Annotated in this window: 21 protein-coding genes and 1 pseudogene; 15 read left to right on the top strand and 7 right to left on the bottom strand. The window is 72.1% G+C overall.

Features of this window, described 5'->3' with window-relative positions; genetic code table 11:
* The first annotated feature begins 11 nt into the window (after positions 1 to 11).
* The gene (locus P3T34_RS34050; protein ID WP_280669899.1) at positions 12 to 794 is read left to right on the top strand and encodes a hypothetical protein; all 783 of its coding nucleotides are present in this window, start codon (positions 12 to 14) and stop codon (positions 792 to 794) included.
* Positions 795 to 845: 51 nt separating this feature from the next.
* Positions 846 to 1727: a CHAD domain-containing protein gene (locus P3T34_RS34045; protein WP_280669898.1), complete on the top strand. Its 882-nt coding sequence runs from the start codon at positions 846 to 848 to the stop codon at positions 1725 to 1727.
* 19 nt (positions 1728 to 1746) lie between these two features.
* Here the strand turns inward: P3T34_RS34045 and P3T34_RS34040 are convergent, their stop codons facing one another.
* The gene (locus tag P3T34_RS34040) at positions 1747 to 2556 is read right to left on the bottom strand and encodes a helix-turn-helix transcriptional regulator (protein WP_280669897.1); all 810 of its coding nucleotides are present in this window, start codon (positions 2554 to 2556) and stop codon (positions 1747 to 1749) included.
* Positions 2557 to 2644: 88 nt separating this feature from the next.
* Here P3T34_RS34040 and P3T34_RS34035 point away from each other — a divergent pair, with 88 nt between their 5' ends.
* The 6 genes and pseudogenes from P3T34_RS34035 (at position 2645) to P3T34_RS34010 (ending at position 10723) form a co-directional block, all read left to right on the top strand.
* Positions 2645 to 3907 (top strand): MFS transporter, encoded by a 1263-nt coding sequence (locus P3T34_RS34035; protein WP_280669896.1) that lies wholly within the window; start codon positions 2645 to 2647, stop codon positions 3905 to 3907.
* Between the two features lie 415 nt (positions 3908 to 4322).
* Positions 4323 to 6038, top strand: a complete 1716-nt coding sequence (locus tag P3T34_RS34030) for an LCP family protein (RefSeq protein WP_280669895.1) — start codon at positions 4323 to 4325, stop codon at positions 6036 to 6038.
* A 342-nt stretch (positions 6039 to 6380) separates the two neighbouring features.
* Positions 6381 to 6944: pseudogene (locus tag P3T34_RS34025) on the top strand (hypothetical protein); the annotation flags it as partial.
* A 127-nt stretch (positions 6945 to 7071) separates the two neighbouring features.
* A complete protein-coding gene (locus tag P3T34_RS34020) occupies positions 7072 to 7608 on the top strand; it encodes a GNAT family N-acetyltransferase (protein WP_280669894.1) in 537 nt (178 codons plus the stop codon).
* A gap of 80 nt (positions 7609 to 7688) precedes the next feature.
* Complete coding sequence (locus P3T34_RS34015) at positions 7689 to 9716, top strand: glycoside hydrolase domain-containing protein (protein WP_280669893.1); 2028 nt, start codon at positions 7689 to 7691, stop codon at positions 9714 to 9716.
* A 203-nt stretch (positions 9717 to 9919) separates the two neighbouring features.
* Positions 9920 to 10723: a methyltransferase domain-containing protein gene (locus P3T34_RS34010; RefSeq protein ID WP_280669892.1), complete on the top strand. Its 804-nt coding sequence runs from the start codon at positions 9920 to 9922 to the stop codon at positions 10721 to 10723.
* Between the two features lie 45 nt (positions 10724 to 10768).
* On the opposite strand, the gene P3T34_RS34005 is transcribed toward P3T34_RS34010, so the two are convergent.
* On the bottom strand, positions 10769 to 11752 hold the full coding sequence (locus P3T34_RS34005; RefSeq protein WP_280672559.1) for a LacI family DNA-binding transcriptional regulator: 984 nt from the start codon (positions 11750 to 11752) through the stop codon (positions 10769 to 10771).
* 318 nt (positions 11753 to 12070) lie between these two features.
* Between P3T34_RS34005 and P3T34_RS34000 the strand changes: the two genes are divergently transcribed.
* From P3T34_RS34000 to P3T34_RS33985, 4 genes are read left to right on the top strand one after another with little or no spacing between them, the layout of a single operon-like run.
* A complete protein-coding gene (locus P3T34_RS34000) occupies positions 12071 to 12865 on the top strand; it encodes an ATP-binding cassette domain-containing protein (protein ID WP_280669891.1) in 795 nt (264 codons plus the stop codon).
* The gene (locus tag P3T34_RS33995; protein WP_280669890.1) at positions 12862 to 13854 is read left to right on the top strand and encodes an ABC transporter permease; all 993 of its coding nucleotides are present in this window, start codon (positions 12862 to 12864) and stop codon (positions 13852 to 13854) included. Before P3T34_RS34000 ends, P3T34_RS33995 begins: the two co-directional genes overlap by 4 nt.
* A gap of 24 nt (positions 13855 to 13878) precedes the next feature.
* Positions 13879 to 14877 carry an ABC transporter substrate-binding protein gene (locus tag P3T34_RS33990; RefSeq protein WP_280669889.1) on the top strand — a complete coding sequence of 333 codons (999 nt, stop codon included), beginning with the start codon at positions 13879 to 13881 and terminating at the stop codon, positions 14875 to 14877.
* 55 nt (positions 14878 to 14932) lie between these two features.
* Entirely contained in the window at positions 14933 to 18550 is a 3618-nt protein-coding gene (locus P3T34_RS33985) for a GH92 family glycosyl hydrolase (RefSeq protein WP_280669888.1), read from the top strand.
* A gap of 27 nt (positions 18551 to 18577) precedes the next feature.
* Here the strand turns inward: P3T34_RS33985 and P3T34_RS33980 are convergent, their stop codons facing one another.
* The gene (locus P3T34_RS33980) at positions 18578 to 19489 is read right to left on the bottom strand and encodes a glutamate ABC transporter substrate-binding protein (protein WP_280669887.1); all 912 of its coding nucleotides are present in this window, start codon (positions 19487 to 19489) and stop codon (positions 18578 to 18580) included.
* 214 nt (positions 19490 to 19703) lie between these two features.
* On the opposite strand from P3T34_RS33980, the gene P3T34_RS33975 reads away from it, so the two are divergent.
* A complete protein-coding gene (locus P3T34_RS33975) occupies positions 19704 to 20087 on the top strand; it encodes a S4 domain-containing protein (protein WP_280669886.1) in 384 nt (127 codons plus the stop codon).
* Between the two features lie 5 nt (positions 20088 to 20092).
* On the opposite strand, the gene P3T34_RS33970 is transcribed toward P3T34_RS33975, so the two are convergent.
* Positions 20093 to 21331, bottom strand: coding sequence for an RNA-guided endonuclease TnpB family protein (locus P3T34_RS33970; RefSeq protein ID WP_280669885.1), 1239 nt, complete (start codon positions 21329 to 21331; stop codon positions 20093 to 20095).
* Positions 21332 to 21445: 114 nt separating this feature from the next.
* On the opposite strand from P3T34_RS33970, the gene P3T34_RS33965 reads away from it, so the two are divergent.
* Positions 21446 to 21649 carry a transposase gene (locus tag P3T34_RS33965; RefSeq protein ID WP_280669884.1) on the top strand — a complete coding sequence of 68 codons (204 nt, stop codon included), beginning with the start codon at positions 21446 to 21448 and terminating at the stop codon, positions 21647 to 21649.
* 80 nt (positions 21650 to 21729) lie between these two features.
* Here P3T34_RS33965 and P3T34_RS33960 read toward each other — a convergent pair whose 3' ends face one another.
* Positions 21730 to 22659, bottom strand: a complete 930-nt coding sequence (locus P3T34_RS33960) for a phosphatidylinositol-specific phospholipase C (protein ID WP_280669883.1) — start codon at positions 22657 to 22659, stop codon at positions 21730 to 21732.
* 134 nt (positions 22660 to 22793) lie between these two features.
* Positions 22794 to 23384 (bottom strand): TetR/AcrR family transcriptional regulator, encoded by a 591-nt coding sequence (locus P3T34_RS33955; protein WP_280669882.1) that lies wholly within the window; start codon positions 23382 to 23384, stop codon positions 22794 to 22796.
* A 121-nt stretch (positions 23385 to 23505) separates the two neighbouring features.
* On the opposite strand from P3T34_RS33955, the gene P3T34_RS33950 reads away from it, so the two are divergent.
* Entirely contained in the window at positions 23506 to 23994 is a 489-nt protein-coding gene (locus tag P3T34_RS33950; RefSeq protein ID WP_280669881.1) for a cupin domain-containing protein, read from the top strand.
* Positions 23995 to 24066: 72 nt separating this feature from the next.
* Here P3T34_RS33950 and P3T34_RS33945 read toward each other — a convergent pair whose 3' ends face one another.
* Positions 24067 to 25062, bottom strand: coding sequence for a helix-turn-helix domain-containing protein (locus tag P3T34_RS33945; protein WP_280669880.1), 996 nt, complete (start codon positions 25060 to 25062; stop codon positions 24067 to 24069).
* Between the last annotated feature and the right edge of the window lie 162 nt (positions 25063 to 25224).

The raw sequence follows: 25224 nt of genomic DNA, 5'->3' as shown, positions 1-25224 counted from the left end.
TTCTGCCTCGTATGACGACAGCTCAACTCCAGCCGAACAGCCACAGGGCCCCCGTCAGGCAGGCGCTGAACAAGGTGCCGGAGGTGACGGCACTCTTCTGGATCATCAAGGTGCTGACCACCGGGATGGGCGAGACAGCCTCCGACTTCCTGGCCCATGTACTGAACCCGATGATCGCCGTGGCGCTCGGCGGGGTGGGCCTGGTGGTCTGCCTGGCGGTGCAGCTGAGCGTGCGCCGGTATGTGGCGTGGATCTACTGGACCACCGTCGTCATGGTCAGCGTCTTCGGCACGATGGCCGCCGACGTCCTGCACGTCGGCCTCGGCGTACCGTACCTGATCTCCGCCCCCTTCTTCCTGGTCGCCCTCGCGGTGGTCTTCGCCGCCTGGTACGCCGTCGAGCGCACCCTCTCGATCCACAGCATCGCCACCCGGCGGCGCGAGCTCTTCTACTGGGCCACCGTGCTGGCCACCTTCGCGCTGGGCACCGCCGTCGGCGACCTGACCGCGACCACCTTCGGCCTGGGCTACGTCGCCTCCGGCGTGATGTTCACCGTGCTGATCGCCCTCCCCGCGATCGCCCACAAGGGCTTCCGGCTCGGCGCCGTCCCCGCCTTCTGGATCGCGTACGTGCTCACCCGGCCGCTCGGCGCGTCCTACGCGGACTGGATGGCGGTCTCGCACCAGCGCGGCGGCCTGGCGCTCGGGCTCGGACCGGTCACGGCGGGCTGGACGGTCGCCATCCTGGCGCTGGTCGGCTACCTGGCCGCCACCCGCCGGGACGTCGCACGCTGAGCGACCCACCGTGGGCTGCGTAGAGCGGCGCACGGTGGGAAGGTCATCTCTATGGCCTCCCACTCTTCGGCGTCGGTGGGCGCCGCGCTCACGGCCTACCTGCGCCACCAGGTCGCGGAGCTGGTCGAGCTCGACGCCGCAGTCCGCGCGGACGCCCCCGACTCCGTGCACCGGATGAGGGTCTGCGTCCGGCGGCTGCGCAGCGCGCTCACCGCCCACCGCCGCCTGCTGCGCCGCCGGCACACCGACCCGCTGGCCGAGGAGCTGCGCCTGCTGGGCCAGGTGCTCGGCCACGCCCGGGACGCCGAGGTGCTGGGGCAGCGGCTCGCCACGCAGGCCACCGGGCTGGCGCCGCAGGCCCACCCCGAGGAGCTGGCCGCGCGGATCCGAGACCGCTTCGAGCACCGCTACACCGCCGCTCACCGCGCCGCCGTGCACACCCTGGACAGCGAGCGCTACGGCGCCCTGCTGGCCGCGCTGACCGAGACCGCCGACCACCCCCCGCTGCGCGGCCGGGCCGCCCGGGGACGCGCCGAGGCCAAGCGGGTGCTGCGCCGCGAACGCCGCCGCACCCTCGGGCGGGCGCGCGCCGCATTCGAACGCCCGCCGGGCCCGGACCGCGACGGCGAGCTGCACCGCGCGCGCAAGGCCGCCAAACGCGCCCGCTACACCGCCGAGAGCATGCTGCCGCTGACCGGCGCGGCCGGCGCGCGCTGCGCCCAGCGGATGAAGCAGCTCCAGCAGGCCCTCGGCCGCTACCAGGACGGCGTGGTCGCCGAGCAGGCCGTCCTCGCCCTCGCCACCGAAGCCCGCGCCCACGGCGAGGACACCTTCGCCTACGGCCTCCTCTACGCCACCCAACGCCCCGACGCCGAAGCCGCCCTCACCACCGCCGCCGAGGCCCTCCATATCAGGACCCCGGAAGTCGGCTGACCCGACTTCCGGGGAGGCTTCACGGGCAGATCCAGGGGTCCGTATGGTGGCCGTCCCGCTCGGCGAAGTAGGCGCTCGGGGGTGTACCCAGTGTGCGGCGGAACATCGCGGTGAAGGCGCTGGGCGTGGCGTAGCCGAGCTCGGTGGCGACGGCGGTCACCGGCCTGCCCGCCGCCAGCAGCACCACCGCGCGGACCAGGCGCGCCTGCTGGACCCAGTGCGCCAGAGTCATGCCGGTCGCGGCCGGGAAGCGGCGCTGCAGACTGCGCGGGCTCAGGTGCGCGCGGGCCGCGGCGGTCGCGGTGTCCCAGCCGGCGCCGGGGTCGGCCCGGACGGCCGCGCAGAGCGGCGCGAGGTCCGGATCGGTCGGGGACGGCAGGTGCAGCGCGGCGACGGGGTGCGGTTCGAACTCCAGCAGGAGCAGCTCCATCAGCCGGCCGTCGCGCCCGTCCCGGTCGTACTCCAGCGGCACCCGGGTCGCCGCTTCGATGAGTTCGCGCAGCAGCGGCGGGACCGACACCACGGTCGGCTCGACCGGCAGGCCCGCCGCCGCCTGCGCCTCGATGTAGAGGGTGCGCATCCGGACCGCCCCCGTGCAGCTCATCGCATGCTCGATGCCGCCCGGGATCCACACGCCCCGGGTCGCCGGCACCACCCACAGGCCGCGCCCGGTGACCACCGTGATGGCGCCGCTCGCACCGTAGATCAGCTGCGCCCGCCGGTGCTGGTGGGCGGCGATGTGGTGGCCGTCGGGCAGGTCGCGCGCCATCGCGGCCAGCGGCCTCGGGACGTCCTGGTAGTCGTCGCGGTCCTCGCTCTTACCGAACACGGCTCCCCCGACGCGGCTGGCGCGATCTCGACAGTGGGTGGCACAACGGCGAAAGCATGCCAGAAGCGGCCCGCCTAGCGTTTGGGCGGTGAACAGACGACTGACCGCACTGCTGGCCGCCACCAGCGCGGTGACCGCCGCCAACATCTACCTCAGCCAGCCGCTGCTGACCGCCGTCGCCGGCTCGCTGCACGTCGGTCCGCAGCTGCTGGGCGCCGTGCCCACCGCCACCCAGCTGGGATACGCCGCCGGGATCGCGCTGCTGGTGCCGGCCGGCGACAGTCACGACCGGCGGCGGTTGATCCTGTGGTTGTGCGCGGCCTCGTGCCTGGCGCTGGCCGGGGCCGCGCTGGCCTGCGGCGCCGGGGTGCTGGTGGTCGCGAGCTTCGCGATCGGGCTGCTCTCCCCTGTCCCCCAGCTGGTGGTGCCCCTGGCGCTGGCACTGTCCATGGACGGCAGCCGGGGTGGCCGGACCGTGGGCGTGCTGCAGGGCGGGCTGCTGCTGGGCGTGCTGACCTCCCGGACGTACTCCGGGGCGCTCGCGGCGGCGGCCGGGTGGCGGTCCGTCTACTGGTGCTCCTGCGTGGCGACACTGCTGCTGACGCTCCTGCTGTGGCGCGCGCTTCCCAGCGCGCTTCCCGGCGTGCCGCGCGGCGCGGCCGGCCGGAGCTACCACCGGACGCTGGCCTCGCTGCCACGCCTGTTCGCGGCGCACCCGCTGGTGCGGCGGGTCACCCTGTCGGGGGCGCTGGTCGGCGTCTCGTTCGGGGCGTTCTGGACGGCGCTGACCTTCCTCCTGGAGCAGCGATACCACTACGGATCCACCGGGGTCGGCCTGTTCGGGCTGGTCGCGGCGGCCGGCGCGCTGGCCTCGCCCGCCGCCGGGAGGCTGGCCGACCGCCTGGGACCGCGCGGGACGCCGGCCGTGCTGATCGCCATCGTGCTCGCCGGCTGGGCGGTGCTGCTGCCCGGCGGCCACCGCCTCGGCTGGCTGGCCGCCGGCACGGTGCTGCTGGACGTCGGCACCTGGGGCAACCAAGTCGCCTGCCAGAGTGCCCTGTTCACGCTGGACCCGGCCATCCACAGCCGGCTGAACACCTGCTACTTCACCCTTCGGTTCCTCGGCATCGCGATCGGCTCGACGGCCGGCACGCTGGCCTGGCAGCACGGCGGCTGGCGGGCGGTGGCCGGCGTCGGGGTGACGGCGGGGGTCGCCGCCCTCCTCGTCGCCGTGCTGCCCGATCGCCGCCCGGGTGCGGGTGCGCAGGTCGAGGCGGGTGACGACGCCGTGCACGATGCTCTTGACGGTCCGTTCGGCCCGCGGCCCCGACACCCGCTCCCCACTGCGTGAAGTTGGTCACGTCGACCTCCCGACGGGCCAGTGGTCAGGGCCCTCGCACCGCCCCGGTCGGCGGTCAGGGGCGCCCCGGTACTCTGCCCTGGGAAAACGGGCGCTACCTTGGCATATCTGTCGCAGGCCGCTGGTCCTGTCTACAGGCGATGCAACCGTTCGGCTCGCCGAGGCGTCCAGTTAACCAAGACTGGCGAGCCCCGGATCCGGAACGGCTGGACCGAGACCGCCGGGGCCCCGGCTGACTGGACGAAGGAGAGCGAGTGACGGGTCAGTGGATCGTCGCACCGAGTGGGGTGGTTGAGCCGCGGCACGAGCTGCGCGCGCCCCGACCGGTACGGGGTGCGCACGTCGTGGGCCGTCAGCTGGACAACCGGCGGGCAGCGGAGCGGTCGAGGAATGAGGGCACGCAGGCATGACCGAGATACAGGCGGACAGGTCCCGCTCGGGACGGCGCGGGCAGGGCGGTGCGGGTCCGACCCCACCGGCCGCTGCCGGCGGCGGCCGGGCCGCGGCGCGCAAGAGCCGCAAGAAGCCTCGTCGCGCACTGCGGATCGTGGCCTACACCAGCGCCGGCGCCGTCCTGGTGGCCGCCGGCGTGGGTGCCTACGCGTACGAGACGCTGAACGGCAACATCCACAGCTCCCCGCTCTTCGCAGGGACCTCGGGTGACGCGGGTCACGAGACGCCGGACGCCTTCGGCCGGACCCCGATCAACATCCTGGTGATCGGCTCCGACACCCGCGACAACGCCGCCGACTGCGCGATCGGCGGCGACTGCGGCAGCGGTGCCAACGCCGACGTCGAGATGGTGCTGCACGTCTCGGCCGACCGCAGCAACGCCACCGTGATGAGCGTCCCGCGCGACACCATGGCCCAGCTGCCGGGCTGCACCGACACCCAGAACCACACGTCGATGAAGGCGCAGCGCGGCCAGATCAACAGCACCCTGGACTACGGCCCGGGCTGCACGGTCGCCGCCGTCCACCAGCTGACCGGCATCCCGATCGACCACTTCATCACCGTCGACTTCACCGGTGTGGTGCAGATGTCGGACGCGGTCGGCGGCGTGCCGGTCTGCGTCAGCGACGACGTCTACGACCCGGACTCGGGCCTCAAGCTGAAGAAGGGCGACCACACCCTGAAGGGCATGGCCGCCCTGCAGTTCGTCCGCTCGCGGCACGGCTTCGGCGACGGCAGCGACCTGGGGCGCACCGTCACCCAGCACCTGTTCATCGGCTCGATGGTCCGCCAGCTCAAGAGCGCCGGCACGCTGACCAACCCCTCCGCCGTCTGGTCGCTGGCCAACTCCGCCACCAAGGCGCTGACGGTCGACACCGGCCTGAGCGGCATCCCGCAGCTGATGGGCCTGGCGAACGACCTCAACAAGGTGCCGACGAACCGGATCACCTTCACCACCATGCAGAACGATCCCGACCCCAGCAACAACTCCCGGGTCGTGGTGGCGCCCGCCGCGCAGAACCTGTTCAAGACGATCATCAACGACCAGTCGCTGACCACCGGCAGCGGGGACAAGTCCTCCGCCGCCGCCCAGGCCACCGGCGCGGCCGCCGCGCCCGCCCCGGCCCCGGCAGCCCCCACCGCGGCGCCCAAGCCCGCCGGAGCACCGGCCGCGGACATCGCCGTCCAGATCAAGAACGGCAGCAAGGTCAGCGGCCGCGGCGCCGCCGTGCGCACCGCGCTGATCGCGCAGGGCTACAGCTCACGCAGCACCGATGTCACCGGCACGGTCACCGACCGGACCACCGTGAGCTACACCGCCGGCCGCGAGGCCGACGCCCAGGAGGTCGCGGCCTCGCTCGGGCTGCCCGCCTCCGCCGTCGTCCCCGGCGAAGGCAGCGGCATCACACTCACCATCGGCACCGACTGGACCAGCGGCACCACCTTCGGCGGCTCCACGGGCACCACGCCGTCCGGCGGCGGCGCGCCCGCCGCGCCCGCTCCCGTCGACACCCAGGCCGCCCTCAGCAACGCCAGCGCGGCCACCGCCGACGACAGCAGCAAGTGCGGCCAGGTCAGCCACGACCGGACGGTCAACCTCAAGGGCGTCCCGATGACCCCGACCCAGGCCTACGCCAGGAGCCCCCAGGTCCCCGACTCGGACGCCTGAGCCGACTCGGCCCACGCGTAAAGCCGCCCGCACACCGTTCCCCGGTGTGCGGGCGGCTTTACGCGTTCCGGCCGTCCCGCAGGGTGCGGTTGCGCTTTCGGGAAGAGCTGCGGCCGCGGGTGAACCGAGCCGGTGCGACGGCCCGTCAGAGCAGATGGAGTCCAGCGAACTCCGGGCGCCGGGGAAACCCCTGACCCGGCGCCCGGTCCGCTACCCGGTCCGCTACCCGAGGCGCGGCACCGAGCAGACGCGCACAGCAGGAAGCGGCCACCTGGAGTGTCAGTGGTCGATGCCAGAATGGACACCATGACGGCAGAGAACGGGAACACCACAGCACTCCTGCTCGGCGACGACGAACGCCAGGAGCTTGAGACACGCGTCCGCGAGGTGCTCCTGGGCGGCTATGCCAGCCGGGAGGAGCTGGCCGAGCTCGCGGAGGACTACCTGGTCTCCGGCGAGCGGCGGCCCGTCTCGCCCGCACAGGCATGGCAGTTGGTCGACCGGCTGTGGCTCGAGCAGCTCGCGGCGCAGGCCGACTGGGAGGGTGAGACGGATCCGGAGCGGCTTACCCGGGCGTTCAGCGCCCTCGAAGCCGTCGGGATCACGGCGGCGGAGAACTTCACCTGCTGCCGCTCGTGCGGTCAGGCGGAGATCGGCGCGGCGGGTTCGCCGGACGCCCGCGGCTTCGTCTACTTCCACACGCAGTGCACCGATTCGGCGGTGGCCGGGCAGGGGCTGATGCTCCTGTACGGCGGATTCGACAGCTCGACGGAGACGACGGCGGCCATCGGCCGGGAGGTGGCGGCCGCGCTCCAGGCGGTCGGACTGCCGGTCGAGTGGGACGGCGACCCCTCGCGGGCCGTCAAGGTCACGCCGCTGAACTGGCGCAGACGGCTGGTCGGTTAGGCCTCGATCAAGCCCCCGCCGGCGAGCACTCGCCCCCTGATGATCGCTCTGATAATCGCTTGCGGTTCCGGCTCGGCAGTCCGATGCTCGGGGCGACATGCTGGTTCACGGCGATCAGGCGGCTGCATTGAACTCCCTTACCATCCCGGCCCTTCGCACCGAGCGGCTGGACCTGCAGCCGCTGCGGGTCGAGCACGCCGAGGAGATGGCCGTGGTGCTGGGCGACCCGGCGCTGCACACCTTCATCGGCGGCGAGCCGGACAGTGAGTTCACCCTCCGCTCGCTCTACCGACGTTGGGTGGCCGGCCCCTCCGAGCCCGGTGTCTCCTGGTGCAACTGGGTGGTCCGGCTGCGCACCGAGGACTGCCTGACGGCCTGGCTGCAGGCCACCGTTGAGCCCGCCCCGCAGGGCCCGGTCGCCGAGATCGCCTGGATGGTGGGCACCCCGTGGCAGCGCCGGGGCATCGCGACCGAGGCCGCCCGCGCGCTGGTCGGCTGGCTGGAGGAGCAGCCGGTGCGGAGCATCGTCGCGCACGTCCACCCGGACCACCGGGCCTCCGCCGCCGTCGCCGCCGCCGCGGGGCTGACCCGCACCGACCAGCTGATCGACGGCGAGCTGAGGTGGGTGCGCGCGGTGGGTGCGCACGGTCAGTCGGCAAAGTGACCCCCCTTGCAACCTGACGCCCGACCAGTACGTCACTATGTTGAGCGGTTTCTGATCATCGAGAATGGGGAAGCGTTTTCATGCTGCATGGCTTGCGCACGGATCGGGCGAAGGCCCTGACTGCCATCGGGGCGATGGTGGCGTTGATGGCCGCCGGAGCCGGCACGGCCGAGGCCGCCTCGACCAAGGCGGTGTCCTACCTGGGCCACACCTTCCAAGTACCCGCCGGCTGGCCGGTCGTCGACCTGACGGCCAATCCGTCCAGCTGCGTGCGGTTCGACCAGCATGCCGTCTACCTCGGCACCCCGGGCGCCGAGCAGGCCTGCCCCAGCCACCCGTCCGCGCGCACCGAGGCCCTGCTGATCGAGCCGCGCACCGACGGCGGCGCCGACACCCGGACCGTCGACAACCCGTCAGCCGGCGAGCTGGACGCCGTCGCGCCGAAGATCAAGGTGACCGCCACCTACGGGAGCGACCGGTCCACGGTCTCCAACGTGCTGCAGCAGGCCGGGTTCGGCCCGGCGAGCACCTTCGCGCAGCACACGAGCAGCACCGTCCCGCGCCCCGCCACCCCGCGCGCCGCCGCCGCGGCCACCGCGCAGGGCGCGGCCACCGCGGCCGCCGTGGTCTCCATCCCCGGCACCACCACTGACTACACCGGCGCGGCCTTTGACGCCTGCTCCGCGCCCAGCACCAGCGACCTGAGCGCCTGGGCCGCGTCGCCCTACCGCGGACTGGGCATCTACATCGGCGGGCGCCGCGCCTGCGCCCAGCCCAACCTCACCAACGCCTGGCTTCAGCAGGAGTCCGCCGCCGGCTGGAAGTTCCTGCCGATCTACGTGAGCCCGTCGGCGTCCTCGCTCACCAGCCCGAGCTGGCAGGGCGTGCAGAGCGCCGACGACGCGGCCAACCAGGCCCAGGCGCTCGGCTTCGCCCCCGGCACGACGCTCTACGCCGACATGGAGCAGTACACCTCCACGTACAGCAGCAACGTCCTGGCGTACCTGGCGGCCTGGACCACCGAGATACACGCGCGCGGCTTCCACTCCGGTGTCTACTCCAGCTCCTCCTCCGGCATCAGCGACCTGGCCGGCCACTACTCCGCGTACGCGATGCCGGACGTGATCTGGGACGCCAACTGGAACGGGGCGGCCAACACCAACGACGCGGCGGTTCCCGCCGCGTACTGGTCCAACCACCAGCGCGTCCACCAGTACGACGGCAACGTCACCGAGTCCTACAACGGCGTGACCATCGGAATCGACCACGACTACGCGGACGTCATGATCGCGGGCACCCCGGTCACGGCGAACAACCGCCTGATCTCGACCATCGAGAACGGCACGCTGCACAACGTCTACCCGGCCGGCGACGGCTGGCACGACGACGCGCTGCCGGTCGGCGGCAACATCTGGGCCACCGCGCTCGCCTACCTGAACGGCAACCCGACCCAGGCCGTCGTGGAGGGTGGCGCGCTGCACATTGTCTGGCTGGACGCGGCCGGCTGGCACGACGACGCCGTCCCCGGCGTGGGCGGCCCCGTGAGCGCCGTCGCGCTGGCCTACAACCCGGTCACCTCGGTGGGCGCGTTCGAGGTGGTCGAGAACGGCGTGCTCCACGAGGTCTACCAGGACTCCGCCGGCTGGCACGACGGCGCCATCCCCACCGCGGGCTCGGTGAGCGCCGTCTCCATCGCCTACAAGGCCAGCGGGGACCGGGTGCTCGAGACCATCGAGGGCGGCGTGCTGCACGAGATCTACGCTGACAGCACCGGCTGGCACGACGGCGTCATCACCGGCTCCGCCGGCAACGCCAGTGCCGTGTCATTCGCCATCGACCCGACCGGCAGCCGGGTGATCGAGGCCGTCGAGAACGGCGTGCTGCACGAGATCTACGCCGACTCCGCCGGCTGGCACGACAACCCCATCGGCGTGGGCGGGAGTGTCAACGCGGTCTCCATGGTCCGCCACAGCGACGGCACCCGGGTGCTGGAGGCCGCCGAGAGCGGCGCGCTGCACGAGATCTACACCGACAGCACCGGCTGGCACGACAACGCGGTCGGCAACACCGGCGGTGGCGTCGTCAGCGTCTCGCTCGCCTACCACTGACCCAACCGGCGCCGGCTGACCCGGCGCCACCAGGAGCACTTCGTCCGGCCGGGCCTCAGCCCGGCCGGACGAGCCGTCTCTCAGCCCGGCACGACTCGACAGGTATCTTGACATCGAGATACTTCGGGATCATCCTTGACCTGGTTATCTTGACGTCAAGATAACCAGCCGAGCCGAGCCGCGTTGAGACACCTGGAGCTTCGATGGGCACCGTCCAGTGGGACCCCGAGCAGTACCTGCGCTTCGCCGACGAGCGGACCCGTCCGCTGCGCGACCTGCTGGCCCGCGTGCCGGCCCTGCCCGGCGAGCCCGCGCCCGTCGTCCTGGACATCGGCTGCGGCCCCGGCAACTCCACCGCGGTGCTGCGCGAGCGCTGGCCCAAGGCGCGGATCACCGGTGTCGACAACTCACCCGAGATGCTGGCCGCCGCCCGCTCCCACGGCGAGCCGACCGCCGACTACCTGCTCGCCGACGCCCACGACTACGACCCCGCCCCCGCCGCGCCCGACCTGATCATCAGCAATGCCACCCTGCAGTGGATCGACGGGCACCTCGCCCTGCTGCCGCGCTGGGCCGCCGCGCTGCGCCCCGGCGCGAGCCTGGCCTTCCAGGTCCCGGGCAACTTCGAGGCGCCGAGCCACACCCTGCTGCGCGAACTCGCCGGCAGCCCCCGCTGGCGGGACGCCCTGGGCGAGCGCATCGGCCGGGCCGGCGTCCACCAGCCGGCCGAGTACCTGGACGCGCTGGTCGCCGCCGGCCGCACCGGCGGCTGGAGCGTCGACGTTTGGGAGACCACCTACAGCACCCTGCTGACCGGCGAGGACCCGGTCCTCGACTGGGTCAAGGGCACCGCGCTGCGCCCGCTGCTCACCCACCTCACCGACCCGGCCGAGCAGCGGCGCTTCCTCGCCGAGTACGGCGCACTGCTGCGCGAGGCCTACCCCGCAGGCCCGCACGGGACGGTCTTCCCGTTCCGCCGCATCTTCGCCGTCGCCACCCGCGCCTGACCTGCGCCACCCACCACCCACCACCCACTGCGCAGGCCGCGCCCTTCAGCTCGCCAACTCCCCGCTGCCGCGCGGGATCAGCCGGGTGGGGAGTTCGATCCGCTGGGGCTGGCCGTGCTCACCGGCCAGCCGGCGGAAGAGCAGCTCGGCCGCCGTCCGACCCAGACCCGCCGGATCCTGGGCGACGACGGTCACGGGGATGGCGAGCAGGTCGGCGAGTTCGAAGTCGTCGAACCCGACCAGCGCCGGACGCCGCGCCCGGCCGGTCCACTCGCGCAGAACGGCCACGCTGGTCCGGTTGTTGCCGCTCATCAGTGCGGTGACCGGCCAGCGGCCGGTGAGCATCCGGTCCAGCGCCAGCCGGATGCCGACCGGGTCCGGGCCGCCCATCGAGACCCAGCGCTCCTGCACCTCGCACCCCGCCGCCGCCATCGCCTGCCGGTAGCCGAGCAGTCGCTCGCCCGCCGTGAAGATGCCCGGCAGGTCGCCGAGATAGCCGATCCGGCGGTGGCCCTGGCGCAGCAGGTGTTCGACGCCGCGCCGGGCGCCGCCCCGATTGTCGCTGAGCACCGCGTCGGCCGCCAGGCCCGGCAGCGGGCGATCCACCGCGACGACGGGGGTGCCGGCCGCCGTCTCCAGCGCCAGGTAGCCGTGGTCGGCGGCGGTCGGCACGACGATCAGGCCGTCGACCCGGCGGGCGCAGAAGGCCAGCGCCAACTCCTGCTCGCGCTCGGGGTCGGCGGCCGAGGAGCCGGTGAAGAGCAGCGATCCGTGCGCCCGGGCCACCTCCTCGACCGCCCGGTGGAGAGCTGACGAGAACGGATCCGAGACGTCCTCCAGGATCAGCCCGACGCTGCAGGTGTGACGCCCCTGGCGCAGCAGCCGCGCGCTGTCGTTGCGTCGGAAGCCGAGTTGGGCCACCGCCCGGCGGACCCGCTCGGCCGTCGCTTCGCGCACCCCCGGCTCGCCGTTGACCACCCGGGAGACCGTCTTCAGGCCGACGTCGGCCGCCGCCGCGACGTCCTTCATGGTGGGCCGTCCCGACGCGGGCTGTCCAGACACGGGCCGCCTTCCCTGACCTCGACGAGATGACAACGCGATGACAACGTTGCCAGGAGTTTCCGCCACGCCCGGCCACTCGCTGCCGCTCCGGACGCCAAGTCATCGCTCCCCAGGGCTACTTGACGACCCCATACGCCCCGGTGGTTACGGTCGTGGTTACGGTCGAACCCCTTGACAGCCCCTCAGGTTCCGTGAGTACATGCCAACCGCGACAACGTTGTCCTCGCCATCGACCGCACGACCCACGGCAGTTGACGACACCTGCGCACAGAGCAAGGAGGAACGGTGCCCGAACCCCTCTTGGAGGCCCGGCGGCTCGTCAAGACCTACGGCCAGGTGCAGGCGCTGAGCGGCGCGGACTTCGCGATCCACCCGGGCGAGGTAGTGGCTCTGGTCGGCGACAACGGCGCCGGCAAGTCAACTCTGGTCAAGACGCTGGTCGGGGCGATCGCCCCGGACGGCGGGGAGATCCTCCTGGAGGGTCGGCCACTGTCGTTCGGCGGTCCCCGCGACGCCCAGGCACTGGGCATCGAGACCGTCTACCAGGATCTCGCCCTGGCGGCCGACCTGGACGCGGCCGCCAACCTGTTCCTCGGCCGCGAGCAGGTGCGCGGCGGGCTGCTCGGCCTGCTGGGCGTGCTCGACAAGCGGGCGATGAACGCCCGCGCCGTCGAGGCCTTCGCCGAACTCGGCATCGAGCTGCGCGACATCGGCGCCCCGGTGGCCACCCTCTCCGGCGGCCAGCGGCAGAGCGTGGCGATCGCCCGCTCGGTCGCCTGGGCCTCGCGGATCGTCTTCATGGACGAGCCGACCGCCGCGCTCGGCGTGGTGCAGCGCGCCCGGGTGCTCGACCTGATCCGGCGCGTCCGGGACCGCGGCGTCTCGGTGGTGCTGATCAGCCACAACATGCCCGAGGTGCTGTCGGTGGCCGACCGGGTCGAAGTCCTGCGGCTGGGACGGCGGGTGGCGCGGTTCGCCGCCGCCCGGACCTCGCTGGAGGAACTGGTCGCCGCGATGACCGGCGCGCTCGACAACGAGGGCAACGACAACCCCGACCACCACCTTACGGAGCCGGCATGACCGAACTGCGCGAGGCCGCGCGGCGCCTGCGCGGCCAGAACACGGTCTGGACCTTCCTCGTCCTGGCCGCCCTGGTGGCGGTCTTCTCGATCCTGCGGCCGACCTCCTTCGCCACCGTTTTCGAGTTCCGCAGCATCGCCACCGAGTCGGCCATCCTGGTGCTGCTCGCGGTCGGCCAGACCTTCGTGATCGTGACCGCCGGAATCGACCTCTCGGTCGGTTCGGTGCTGATCTTCTCCGGGGTGATCGCCGCCCGCACCATGAACGCCCTGGACAGCGGCCCGCGGGCCGGCTGGGGCGTGATCGCCGCCGGCACCGCCGCCGGCCTGCTGGCCGGGCTGACTTGGGGCGCGCTCAACGGGTTCCTGGTCGCCAAGGCCAAGGTGCCACCGCTGATCGTCACGCTCGGGACGCTCGGCATGGCACTGGGCTTCGGCCAGATCCTCACCCACGGCGTGGACGTGGGGAATGTGCCGACCGCGCTCACCGATTCGGTGGGCAGCGGCAGTGTGCTGGGCGTGCCGTGGCTGATCGTGATCGCCGTGCTGGTGGTCGCGGTGGCCGCCCTCGGGCTCGGGCTCACCAGGTTCGGCCGCTACACCCGGGCGATCGGCTCCAACACCGAGGCGGCCGCGCGGGTCGGCATCCGGGTCGACCGCCACCTGATCAAGGTGTATGCGCTCTCCGGCCTACTCGCCGGCCTGGCCGGGGTGTTGAACCTGGCGCACTTCAGCAGCACCACGCTGACCAGCGGCACCCAGGACAACCTGAACGCGATCGCCGCCGTCGTGCTGGGCGGCACCAGCCTGTTCGGCGGCGTCGGCTCGGTGATCGGCACCGTGATCGGCGTCTTCATCCCGGCGGTGCTGCAGAGCGGCTTCACCATCCTTCAGGTGCAGTCGTTCTGGCAGACCGTCGCGGTGGGCGGCGTCCTGATCGTGGCCGTCTACTTCGACCAGCTCCGCCGCCGCAGGCGCCAACGTATGTAGGCCCGACCGAGAGGGGTTCTCAAGGTGTACTCCACGAACTACCGGCTGCTCTGCGCAGCCGCCGTCCTCGGCGCCACCGCCGTCACCGCGCTCACCGGCTGCTCCAGCAGCGGGGGCGGCGCGGGTGGCGGCGCGACGAGCATCGCGTTCATCGCCGGCAAGACCGGCGACCCCTTCTACATCACCATGAAGTGCGGGGCGAGCGCCGAGGCGAAGAAGCTCGGCTACAAGTTCAGCGCCACCGGCTCGGCCGACTGGAGCGTGCCCGAGCAGGTCGACTCGGTGAACAGCGTCGCCGCCACCCGTCCCGACGGCGTGCTGATCTCGCCGGTGGACCCCAACTCGCTGGCCGCGCCGGTGAGGACGCTGCAGAGCGCGGGCAGCAAGGTGGCGATCGTGGACACCTCGCTGACCGACGCCTCGCTCGGCGTCACGCACATCTCCTCCAACAACCTCCAGGGTGGCCGGAAGGCCGCCGACACGATGGCCCAACTCCTGGGCGCCGGCGGCACCGGAGAGATCGTGGTGCTCACCCCCGACCTGACGACGACCACCACCAACGCCCGGATCCAGGGCTTCAAGCAGGAACTGGCCGCCCAGTACCCGAACTTGCGCATCGACGACGTTCGCCAGGTCGGTGACACCGCCCAGGGCGCGGCCTCCGCCGTCAGCGACGAACTGTCCACGCACCCCGGCCTGGCCGGCATCTTCACCGCCAACTCGCAGACCGGCGAGGGCGTGGGGACCGGCCTGAAGAACGCCGGCAAGCAGGGCAGGATCAAGGTGGTCTCCTTCGACGCCGGCCCCGAGCAGGTCCAGGCCCTGCAGAGCGGCGCGGTGGACGCGCTGATCTCCCAGGACCCGTACGGGATCGGGCAGCAGGCGGTCGACCAGCTGGGCAACGCGATCGGCAAGCGGCCGGTCACCGCCACCATCCAGACCAACCTGGCGAGCATCACCCGGGACAACCTCAAGGACCCGGCCACCGCCCAGTTCCTCTACAAGGCCGACTGCACCTCCTGACCCACCCACCCACCTCCCCACCCACCTCCCCCAACCCCTCCCGCGAGGTCGCCGAGTGTCCCGCTCCCTGCGCACGCTCCTGCTGGCCGGCGCCCTGCTGGCCGCCGTCACGCTCACCCCGACCGCGACCGCCGTCGCCGCGGCGGACTCCGCCGTGGTCGCCGACCCGGCCTCGCTGGTCGACCCGTTCGTCGGCACCGGCAGTGGCGGCGCCGTGGTCGGGCAGGTGGACACCTTTCCCGGCGCGGACGTGCCGTTCGGCATGCTGCAGTGGAGTCCTGACACACCGTCACGCCCACCGGGCGGCGGCTACAACACGACGGACTCCTCGATCACCGGCTTCAGCCTCACCCACCTCTCCGGGCCGGGCTGCGCCATCGCCGGCGACTTCCCCTTCCTCCCGCTGACCGGCGCCCTGCCGGCCGACCCCGGTTCGGCGACGGCGGCCTTCGACCACACCTCGGAGACCGCCCACCCGGGCTCGTACGCGACCACCGCCGGGGGCGTGCGCACCGAGCTGGCCGTCACCGCGCGGACGGGCGTCGGCCGCTTCACCTTCCCCGCGACCGACCAGGCGCAGCTGCTGGTGAAGGCCGCCGCCAGCGAGAACGGCGGCTCGGCCGCCGCGTTCAGCACCGTCGGCGACCACGAGATCACCGGCTCCGTCACCAGCGGCCACTTCTGCGGCCAACCCGACACCTACACCGTGCACTTCGCCGCCGTCTTCGACCGCCCGTTCACCGCCTCCGGCACCTGGGGCGGCCAGTCCCCGGCCACCGAGCGGGTCAGCGTGGGCAGCGGCAGCGTGACGGTCAGCGGCGTCCAGCAGCCTGCTGCCAAGCAGTTGACGGGCAAGCAATTGACGGCGCGTCAGAACACTGCTGCGGCAAGCGGTGTGGTGGCTGGCGGCTGGCTGACCTTCGACACCCGCAGCAACCCGGTGGTCGGCATGCGGGTCGCGGTCTCCTACGTCAGCACCCAGGGCGCCGAGGCTAATCTGCGCAGCGACAGCGGCAGTTGGGACGTCAACCAGGTGGCCGCACAGGCGAGGGCGCTGTGGAACCGCCGACTGCGCGGCATCTCCATCGCCGGTGGCACCCGCACCCAGCAGGCCACCTTCTACACCGCGCTCTACCACTCGCTGCTGCACCCGAACCTGTTCAGCGACGCGGACGGCCGCTACCCGGGCTTCGACGGCGCGATCCACACCGCCCCGCCGGGCCACGCCCAGTACAGCAACTTCTCCGGCTGGGACATCTACCGCTCCCAGGTGCCGCTGCTGGCCCAACTGGCGCCCGACGAGACCAGCGACATGGCGACCTCGCTGCTCAACGACGCCGACCAGGGCGGCTGGCTGCCCAAGTGGCCGGTGGCCAACGGCTACACAGGCGTGATGAACGGCGACCCGGCCGATCCGATCCTGGCCGATGCCTACGCCTTCGGCGCCCGCGGCTTCGACGCCGGCCACGCGCTGCAGGCCATGGTGCACGGCGCGGAGAACACCAGCGGCGCGCCCGGTCAGGGCTGGTACGCCGAACGTCCGCACGGAGCCGACTACTTGGCCAAGGGCTATGTGCCCAACGTCGGCTCCGACTCGATCAGCCCGGTGCCCAACGGAGCATCGGAGACGCTGGAATACGCGATCGCCGACTTCTCGATCGATCAACTGGCCACCGCACTGGGCCAGTCGGACACCGCCGCCAGGTTCCAGCAGCGCTCGCAGAACTGGGCCGACCTCTTCGACACCGCCACCGGCTACATCCAACCGCGCGACGCCGACGGCGCCTTCCCCGCCGGTCCGCCCGTGCAGACCAGCGGCGGCTTCGGGCAGAGCGGCTTCCAGGAGGGCAACGCGGCGCAGTACACCTGGATGGTCCCGCAGAACCTGCGCGGCCTGATCAACGGCATGGGCGGCGACCAGGCCGCCACCGCCCGGCTGGACGACTACTTCACCCAGCTCAACGCCGGTCCCAACCAGCCCTACCACTGGCAGGGCAACGAGCCGGCCTTCGACACCCCGTGGGTGTACGACAGCCTCGGGCAGCCCTGGAAGACCCAGTCCACCGTCCGGTCCATCATGGACTCGCTCTACTCCCCCACCCCGGGCGGCGAGCCCGGCAACGACGACCTCGGCGCGATGAGCTCGTGGTACGTCTGGGCGGCGCTCGGCGTCTACCCGCAGACCCCGGGCGTGCCGCTGCTGGTGCTCGGCAGCCCGCTCTTCCCGCACGCCGTGCTGCACGGCCCCGGCGGCCACGACCTGACGATCAACGCGGCTGGCACCGGCGGAACTTACGTCCAGCGGCTGGCCGTGGACGGACATGCCTCCTCCCGTACCTGGGTCGACCTGAGCCGAACCCACCGGCTGGACTTCACCCTCGGCGCCACCCCGGACACCCACTGGGGCGCCGGCCCGGGCGACGCCCCGCCCTCCTACGGCTCCGGTCAGCCCGCCTTCCCGCCGAGCACGCGCGCCGCGCTGACCGCCGCGCCCGGGCAGGTCAGGATCGCCCCCGGCGCCAGCGCGACGGTGCAGGTCACCGTCGACAACACGGCCGGCAGCGCCCCCGCCACCGTCAGCTGGCAGGCCACCGCGCCGACGGGCCTGAGCGCCGGCCCGGCCGGTGCGACCGTGACCGCCGCGCCCGGCGCCGGCGCCGCCACGCCCGTCACCCTCACCGCCGCCGCGGGCACGGCGACCGGCTACTACCAGGTCGCGCTCACCGCGCAGGCCGGCAACGGCGCCGTGCTGGCGCGCACCCACCTGCTGGTCACCGTCGCCCAACCCGGCCAGACCATCCCGACCGCCTACGTCTCCAACTACAGCGACAACACCGTCACTCCGGTGGACACCCGCACCCGCAACGCCGGGCCGCCGATCACCGTCGGCAACGGCCCCGACGGCATGGCGACGGCCGACGGCCGGCTCTTCGTCGCCAACAACAACACCAACGACGTCACCGTGGTCGACCTCACCAGCAACGCCGTCACCGCCACCGTCAAGGTCGGCACCACCGCCGCCGACGTCGCGCCCACCCCGGACCAGAAGACCGTCTGGGTCAGCGACTTCGGCGACGGAACGGTCCAGCCGATCGACACCGCCACACTCACCGCCGGCCCGCCGATCAAGGTCGGCGGCCAGCCCGAACGGCTGCGGGTGCGCCCCGGCGGCGGCGAGCTGTGGGTCGCCGACCAGGGCGACGGCACGGTCAGCGTGGTCGACCTCGCCACCCGCGCGGTCACCCGCACCATCGCGGTCGGCGCCGCGCCCTTCGGCATCGCCTTCACCCCGGACGGCAGCCGCGCCTACGTCACCGACAACGGCGCCGGCACGGTGTCGGTGATCGACACGGCCGACTACCAGGTGGTCGCCACCGTGCCCGTCGGCTCCAGCCCGGAGTACGTCGCCGTCGCACCGTACGGCAGGACGGCCTATGTGGCGGCGAGCGGCGCCGGCGGCGTCACCCCGATCGACACGGCCACCGACACCGCCGGGGCGCTCATCCCCACCGGCGCCGGCACCTACGCGCTGGCCTTCGCCCCGGACGGCTCGGCGCTCTGGGCGGTGGACTCCAACGTCAACGACGTCCGCCCGGTGGACCCGGCCACCGGTACCGCCGGCCCGCCCGTCACGGTCGGCAACGTCCCCGACGGCGTCACCGTCACGGGCTGATGTGTCCGCACTACCTGCCGTTCACGCTTACGGCAGGTAGTGCGGCGCCGGCTGCTGCGCCGCCTGACCGAAGCGCCCCATCCAGTGCGTGTAGAGCTGCTGCCAGCCGCCGCCCGTGCGCAGCTGCTCCAGGACGGCGTTGGTGAAGCGGACGAAGTCACTGTTCTGCTTCGCGATCGCCAGCCCGTGCGGCTCGAAGGTGAAGGCCGGGCCGACCACTTCGGTCTGCGGGTCCTGCGCCTGGAGCCCCTGGAGGATGTGCTCGTCGGTGGAAATGCCGTCCACCTGGCCGAGTTGGAGCAGTACCAGGCAGTCCGTCCAGTCGGTGACCCCCACCGGCACCACCGCCGGGACTGCCTGTCCCAGGGTGGCGATCGAGGTGGTCCCACTCGCCGCGCAGACCTTGCGACCGGCGAGGTCGGCGAGGTCGTGGGCGCCGGAGTCGGTGCGCACCAGCAGCCGCTGGCCGTCGTTGTAGTAGTCGGTGCTGAACGCGACCTGCTGCTCGCGCGCGCAGGTCATGGTGATCGAGTCGGCGGCGATGTCGACCTCACCCGAGGCCACCGCGGTCAGCCGCTGCGCGGAACTGACGGCCCGGAACTCCACCTTGTCGGGATCGCCGAACAGCGCCTTCGCGATGGCGTGCACCAGGTCGACATCAAAGCCCTCCAGTGTCCCCGTGCCGGGATCGCGATAGCCCCAGAGGTAGGACGTCTGGTCGACGGCCGCGATCAGCCGCCCCCGGCTCTGGATCTTCGCCATGGTCGAACCGGCGGGCATCGGCGCACCGGGCGCGGGCAACGCGCTCGGCGTCAGGCTGGCCTGCGGGTCGCAGGTGTCCGAGGCCGGGGCCGCCGGGGCCTGCAGCGCGGCCACCCTGACCGCCCCGGACGGGCGTCCGGCCTCGGCCGCCGGCGAGGAGGTGGCCGGCAGTGCCATCCCCAGCGCGACTCCCAGACCCGCACACACCGCTCGCTTCCAACGCACCGACGCCCTCCCCACTGCTCAACTCGGCCCCCCGATGGGCCGGTTCACCACCATACGGCGAGCCTGCGGCCGTCCGGGCGGGAAAGCGCGAAAGGCGCCGCCCCGACCACAGCACGCCCGGGAGCGGGATCCGCGAGCCGACCCGTCCGAGTCATAGAATCGTGGGATGGCTACAGACGAGGGAACCGTTCGGGTCGACAGCTGGATCTGGTCCGTCCGGCTCACCAAGACGCGCGCGCTGGCCGCGGCCGCCTGCCGGGCCGGCCATGTGCGGGTCAACGGCGAGCGCGTCAAACCCGCCCAGGCGGTGCGCCCCGGAGACGAGGTGCGGATGCGCCAGGACGGGCGCGAGCGGATCGTCGTCGTCAAGGACACCGTGCGCAAGCGGGTCGGGGCGGCCGTCGCCGTGGAGTGCTTCATCGACAACAGCCCGCCGCCGCCCGCGCACGGGGACGCCGCGCCCAGCGGTCTGCGCGACCGCGGCACCGGCCGCCCGACCAAGCGCGACCGGCGCGATCTGGAGCGGCTGCACCAGAACCCCGCCAATTGACTTCCTCAACCGGCCTGAAGGCCGGTGATTCCCTCCACGCTGCGCGCGGAGCGCGCGGCGTCCGGGTGGGTTCCTGCTTCACCGCGCGGCGCCGGGACGAGTCCTGGTCTTACCTGCGCTCCACAGGCTGAGACCGCAAGTCCTGCGGCCTTGGCTATGTTCCGGGCTGCGTTGACGTCCCGGTCGTGGACGGTCCCGCAGTCCCCACAGGTCCACTCGCGGACCTGGAGGGGCTTGGGGCCGTCCTTGATCCCGCAATGCGAGCAGACCTGAGAGGTCGGCTCGAACCGACCGATCCGGATCAGCTCGCGTCCGTGGCGGCTGGCCTTGTACTCCAGCATGTCAACGAACGCGGACCATCCAGCGTCATGCACCGACTTGGCCAGGCGGGTCCGGGTGAGTCCATTGACCGAGAGCGTCTCGACCGCGAGCACTTGATTTTCGCGCACGAGGACGGTGGACAGCTGGTGGTGGAACTCCCGCCGGGCGTCGGCCACGCGGGCGTGTGCCCGCGCGACCTTGACCCTGGCCTTGTCGCGGTTGCTGCTGCCCCTGGCCTTGCGGGACAGGGCCTGCTGCGCACGCTTGAGCTTCTTCTCCGCGCGGCGCAGGAACTTCGGTGAGTCGATCTTCCGGCCGTCCGACAGGACCGCGAAGTGGGTCAGGCCCAGGTCGATACCCACCGCCGCGTTCGTCGTCGGCAACAGGTCGGGGTCGGTCTCCACGACGAAGGAGGCGAAGTACCTTCCGGCGGCGTCCTTGACCACGGTCACGGTGGACGGGGTGGACGGCAGCGCACGGGACCAGCGGACCGGCACGGGGCCGATCTTCGGCAAGTTGAGCTTTCCCCCCTCGGTGATCGACCACCGGGCGTTCGCAGTGAACCTGACGGCCTGCCGGTTGTCCTTCCTAGACTTGAACCGGGGTGGCTTGATCTTCGGCCCCTTGCGGGTGCCCTTGAGACTGGCGAAGAAGTTGCCGTACGCGGTCTCCAGATCCCTGAGCGACTGTTGCAGCACCACGGCGGACACCTCGCCCAACCACGCCCGTTCCGGAGTCTTCTTCACCTCCGTCAACCGTTTGGAAAGCTCGGCTGCCTTCGGGAACGGCAGCCCGGCGGCCCGCGCCTCCTCACGAGCCCGCAGCGCATCGTTGAAGACGACACGGGCACACCCGAACGCCTGGGCCAGAGAGGACCGCTGACCAGCCGTCGGATACAGGCGGAAGCTGTACCGAAGCTGCATGATCGGCACGCTACCCCGCCGATTCGACGACCGAGCGTCATATCATCCGTACAGACAGGAACTGCGCGTTCGTTTCACGTGAACTTGGTTCCCGTGACGGAATGACGGCAGTGAGTGTTCGCTGACGACCATCTCAAGCGCATGGAAGAGATTTTGCGAGACGTGTGCGCGGACATCGAAGTGAAGTTGGCCGAACTGGTCCGCCACTACTGGCGCGCACAGAAACTGTGGTCCGGCTCGTCCTACGCGGGCTCAGCCGACGGCGCGCCAATCAGCGTCCTCCGCCGATACATCGAGCAACAGAACCGCCCCGCCTGACCTGCGGGTCAGGGCACCACTCAGAATAGCTTCACCCTCTGCCTGAAGGCCGGAGACCTGCGATTAGCTCCGGTAGCTCTCTACGCGCCGAAGTTCAGGGCGTAGAAGGGCTGGACGGTGGCCGGGGTGACGAAGTCCATCGGCACCGTGCCGAGCAGCGGCCGGGCGGCGGCGTTCAAGCCCGCGAGGTAGCCGCTGATCCGGGGCGCCATCGCCTCGGCCGCCTGCTGCGGCCACAGGCCCCAGCCCGAGGAGGTGGTGAAGGTGATGTACAGCTTCTGCGAGTCGGTCGAGGCGCGCGCCGCGTCCAGATGGGCGGAGACCTCGGGCCACTTGCGGGAGGCGATCTCGAAGATGGTGCCGATGTCGTAGTCGTCCTCGATGTCGGTGGACGCGCCACCCCACGGGATGCCCGGCAGGCCGGAGCTGTCCGCCAGCACCACGATCCGTCCGCGCACCTCGCCGAGCTGCGGGATCCGGTTCTCGGCCCACAACAGGCCCTGCCACTTGGCCTGGTAGCCCGCGAAGACGGCGGCGAAGTCCGCGTCGGAGGCGGTCGAGTACTCCTGCTTGACCCGCATCAGCACGGTCTCCCCCGGGTGCTGCGCCAGGAACGCCTGGCAGAGGTTGAGCACGTCGCCGAAGAAGATCTGCTGGAAGATCGGGCCGTGGTGGATCGCGAAGACTCCGTTGATCAGCCGGCATCGCATGTCCAGGAACCGTACGCCCGCCGCGAGTTGGTCCGGCACGGCGAGCGTCTGGGTCTGCGTGAGCGCCCCGCCGTAACGCGAGCAGGTGTCATGCGTCCCGGGGATGGTCAGCTGCGACAGGTAGCCGCCGCCGGCGAGAGCCCCCATCCAGTCGGCCCCGCCGGGAAGGCCAGCCCCAGTGGGCAGGTCGGCCGCCCGCGCCCGGCTGGTCGCGCGGGTGAGTCCGAGCCCCGCCGCACCCAGCACCAGCGCCGACCGGGCGAAGGACCGCCGACCGAACCGAGCATCCGTCAAGTCCATGGACCCGTCCCCCTGTTGCCGCCGCACCCGGCCGAGTTGCCATGCTCATTGTGACTGCCGCCCCGCGTCGGCGCACGGGGTTGGCGGGGACGACTTTCGCGCGACTGCCGTCAGGGCTGTCGTCAGGACTGTCGTCAGGACTGCAGGGCGGCTCGGGTGAGGCTCGCCGCGGTGGAGGTCAGGCTGGTGATGGCCTGCTCCGAGTCCAGTCCGTACAGGTCCATCAGATTGAAGAGCGCCTCGGCGCTGACGACGACGGCGAGACCGCACTTGAGCTGCACCAGCGTGGCGGGGTCGGGGGCTCCGATGGACTCCGCGGCGAGCGCGTGGTCGATCAGGCCGAAGCGCAGCCCCGGGCGGGGGTTCTGCCCGGGGCGGGCGACCGTGCCCGCGATCATGGCGCGGACCACGCCCTGCCGGGCCAGCACGTGGCGCAGCAGGAAGTCGGTCGCGAAGGCGACGCGCTCCGCCGGGTCCTTGGAGTGCGCGACCGGCGCGAGTGCCTCTGTCGGGACGGGGAGCTGATCGGCGATGGCCTCCAGCAGCAGACTGACCAGGTCGGGGAAGTAGCGGTAGGCGGTGGCCTCCGAGACCAGGGCCGCCTTGGCGATCTCGGGCATGGTCACCTCGCGCCCGGTGCGACTCAGTTCGGCCGCGGCCTGCAGGATCGCGCTGCGGGTGCGCAGTTTCTGGTTCATGCGACCCGCGGTGCTCGGCATGGTCATGACTCCACCTTTCAATCCTCGACAGAACTAGCGAGCGCACCACCGTCATGAGAGATGACTTGCATCATGTAACGCGAGCGCCCTACAGTTGTGCGAGCATACTCTCATAAAGGAGCCGGCCATGAACGATGCCTCGCCCACTCCATCACCCGCCTCGACCGTCTCGGTTGTCGCACCCGACGCAGGCGAGGTGATCCAGCTGGGCCCGGCCCGGATGCGCATCCTGGAGGACGGCGGCACGACCTCGCACCGTCTCGGCATCGGCGAGATCACCCTCGCCCCGCACAGCGCCGGCCCGCCCCAGCACCGGCACTCCGACCACGACGAGGGCTTCTACGTCGTCTCCGGCACAGCCGTGTTCACCGTCGGCCACGACGAGTACGAAGCGCCGACGGGCACGCTGGTCATGGTCCCACCGGGCGTCCCGCACACCTTCGCCAACCCCGGCGACCAGCCGGTCGTCCTGCTCAACACCTTCACCCCGGACCTGTACGTGCAGTACTTCCGCGACCTGCGCGACACCCTCGCCGAGCACGGCGAACTGACCACGCAGGCCACCATCGAGACCATGAGCCGCTACGCCACCACCCCCGCCACCAACTACGCCTGATCCTCCGCCCACGCCTGAGCCAACGCCTACGCAACACGAACACGAACGCCGACGCGGGGCGGCAGGCCGCCCTCAGCCCCGGCGCAGCTGACCGGCCGTCAGCCCAGCCCGGGAACGCAGCAGCACGCGCAGCGTGTTGGCGTTCTGGTAACCCACCCGGCGGGCGATCGCCTCGATCCCCAGGTCGGTGGTGCGCAGCAGGTGCGAGGCCTGCTCGACCCGCAGGTCCTGGACGAAGCGAACCGGCGACGTCCCCAGCGCCCCGGCGGTCGCCCGCTGCAGCGTGCGCTCGCTGACCCCGAGCGCGCGGGCCGCCGCTCCGACGTCCAACGGCTCGTGCAGCCGCTCGCGCGCCCAGCGCTCGAAAGCACTGACCGTGGGATCGCTCGCGGCCAGCGCGCTCGGCAGGGTGTAACTGGCCTGGGACGGCCGCTCGTCCACCACCAGGTAGCGCGCCACCAGGTCGCAGAGCGCGGGACTACGGCGGCGGACCACCGACAGCGCGAGGTCCACGTGCCCGAAGGCCGCGCCGGCCGTGGTCACGCCGCCGGAGCTGGTCACCATCCGGGTCTGGTCGAGCGTCACCAGCGGGTAGCGCCGGCGGAAGAGCGGGGCCAGCCACCACGTCGTGGTGGCGCTCCGGCCGTCCAGCACGCCCGCCTCGGCGAGCAGGAAGGTGCCCGCACAGGCCGAGGCGAGCGCGGTGCCCCGGCCCTGCGCCCGCGCCAGCAGCTCGCGCGCGGCCAGGGTGCCGGGTCCCGAGACGAGCTCGACCAGCGCCTGCGGATCGCGCTCGGCGACGGCCGGCACCAGCAGCAGGTCACAGCCGCCCACCCGGTCCGCACGGTCCACCCGGTCCACCCGGTCCACCCGGTCCACCGGCTCGGCCGGCACCAAATGCCCGGCCCCGGTGCGCACCTGGCGCTCGAAGCCGACGGTGCTCACCTCGAAGGGCGGCGGCGGTTGCGGCAGTTGCCCGCGCAGGTCGTTGGCGCACTGGAGGACATCGAGCACGGAGGCGAGGCCCGAGTCGAAGACACCGTCGAGGGCGAGTACGGCTATTCGCATGTCGGAAACGGTATCGGATGTGCCGGTCACGACACTTCGCCGACGGCGGCCGGCGGCCTAGATTCGGAGCTGCCGGCAGCCCGCCGGCCCAGGTCACCAGCCGAGTGACCAGCGACAGAGCGGCCAGCGGCCGTCAAGTCAGCACAGCCACCAGCAAGGAGC

Source organism: Kitasatospora sp. MAP12-44 (genome assembly GCF_029892095.1).
In the GTDB taxonomy this organism is placed as follows: Bacteria; Actinomycetota; Actinomycetes; order Streptomycetales; family Streptomycetaceae; genus Kitasatospora.
Note: the sequence above shows the minus strand (reverse complement) of the source record. Positions and strands in the feature narration are given on the sequence as shown.

Excerpts from the sequence above, each read along its gene's own strand:
- P3T34_RS34050 (WP_280669899.1), top strand. The coding sequence starts at position 12 with ATGACGACAGCTCAACTCCAGCCGAACAGCCACAGGGCCCCCGTCAGG.
- P3T34_RS34045 (WP_280669898.1), top strand. The coding sequence starts at position 846 with ATGGCCTCCCACTCTTCGGCGTCGGTGGGCGCCGCGCTCACGGCCTAC.
- P3T34_RS34030 (WP_280669895.1), top strand. The coding sequence starts at position 4,323 with ATGACCGAGATACAGGCGGACAGGTCCCGCTCGGGACGGCGCGGGCAG.
- P3T34_RS34015 (WP_280669893.1), top strand. The coding sequence starts at position 7,689 with ATGCTGCATGGCTTGCGCACGGATCGGGCGAAGGCCCTGACTGCCATC.
- P3T34_RS34010 (WP_280669892.1), top strand. The coding sequence starts at position 9,920 with ATGGGCACCGTCCAGTGGGACCCCGAGCAGTACCTGCGCTTCGCCGAC.
- P3T34_RS34005 (WP_280672559.1), bottom strand. The coding sequence starts at position 11,752 with ATGAAGGACGTCGCGGCGGCGGCCGACGTCGGCCTGAAGACGGTCTCC.
- P3T34_RS33995 (WP_280669890.1), top strand. The coding sequence starts at position 12,862 with ATGACCGAACTGCGCGAGGCCGCGCGGCGCCTGCGCGGCCAGAACACG.
- P3T34_RS33980 (WP_280669887.1), bottom strand. The coding sequence starts at position 19,489 with ATGGCACTGCCGGCCACCTCCTCGCCGGCGGCCGAGGCCGGACGCCCG.
- P3T34_RS33975 (WP_280669886.1), top strand. The coding sequence starts at position 19,704 with ATGGCTACAGACGAGGGAACCGTTCGGGTCGACAGCTGGATCTGGTCC.
- P3T34_RS33970 (WP_280669885.1), bottom strand. The coding sequence starts at position 21,331 with ATGCAGCTTCGGTACAGCTTCCGCCTGTATCCGACGGCTGGTCAGCGG.
- P3T34_RS33960 (WP_280669883.1), bottom strand. The coding sequence starts at position 22,659 with ATGGACTTGACGGATGCTCGGTTCGGTCGGCGGTCCTTCGCCCGGTCG.
- P3T34_RS33955 (WP_280669882.1), bottom strand. The coding sequence starts at position 23,384 with ATGACCATGCCGAGCACCGCGGGTCGCATGAACCAGAAACTGCGCACC.
- P3T34_RS33950 (WP_280669881.1), top strand. The coding sequence starts at position 23,506 with ATGAACGATGCCTCGCCCACTCCATCACCCGCCTCGACCGTCTCGGTT.
- P3T34_RS33945 (WP_280669880.1), bottom strand. The coding sequence starts at position 25,062 with ATGCGAATAGCCGTACTCGCCCTCGACGGTGTCTTCGACTCGGGCCTC.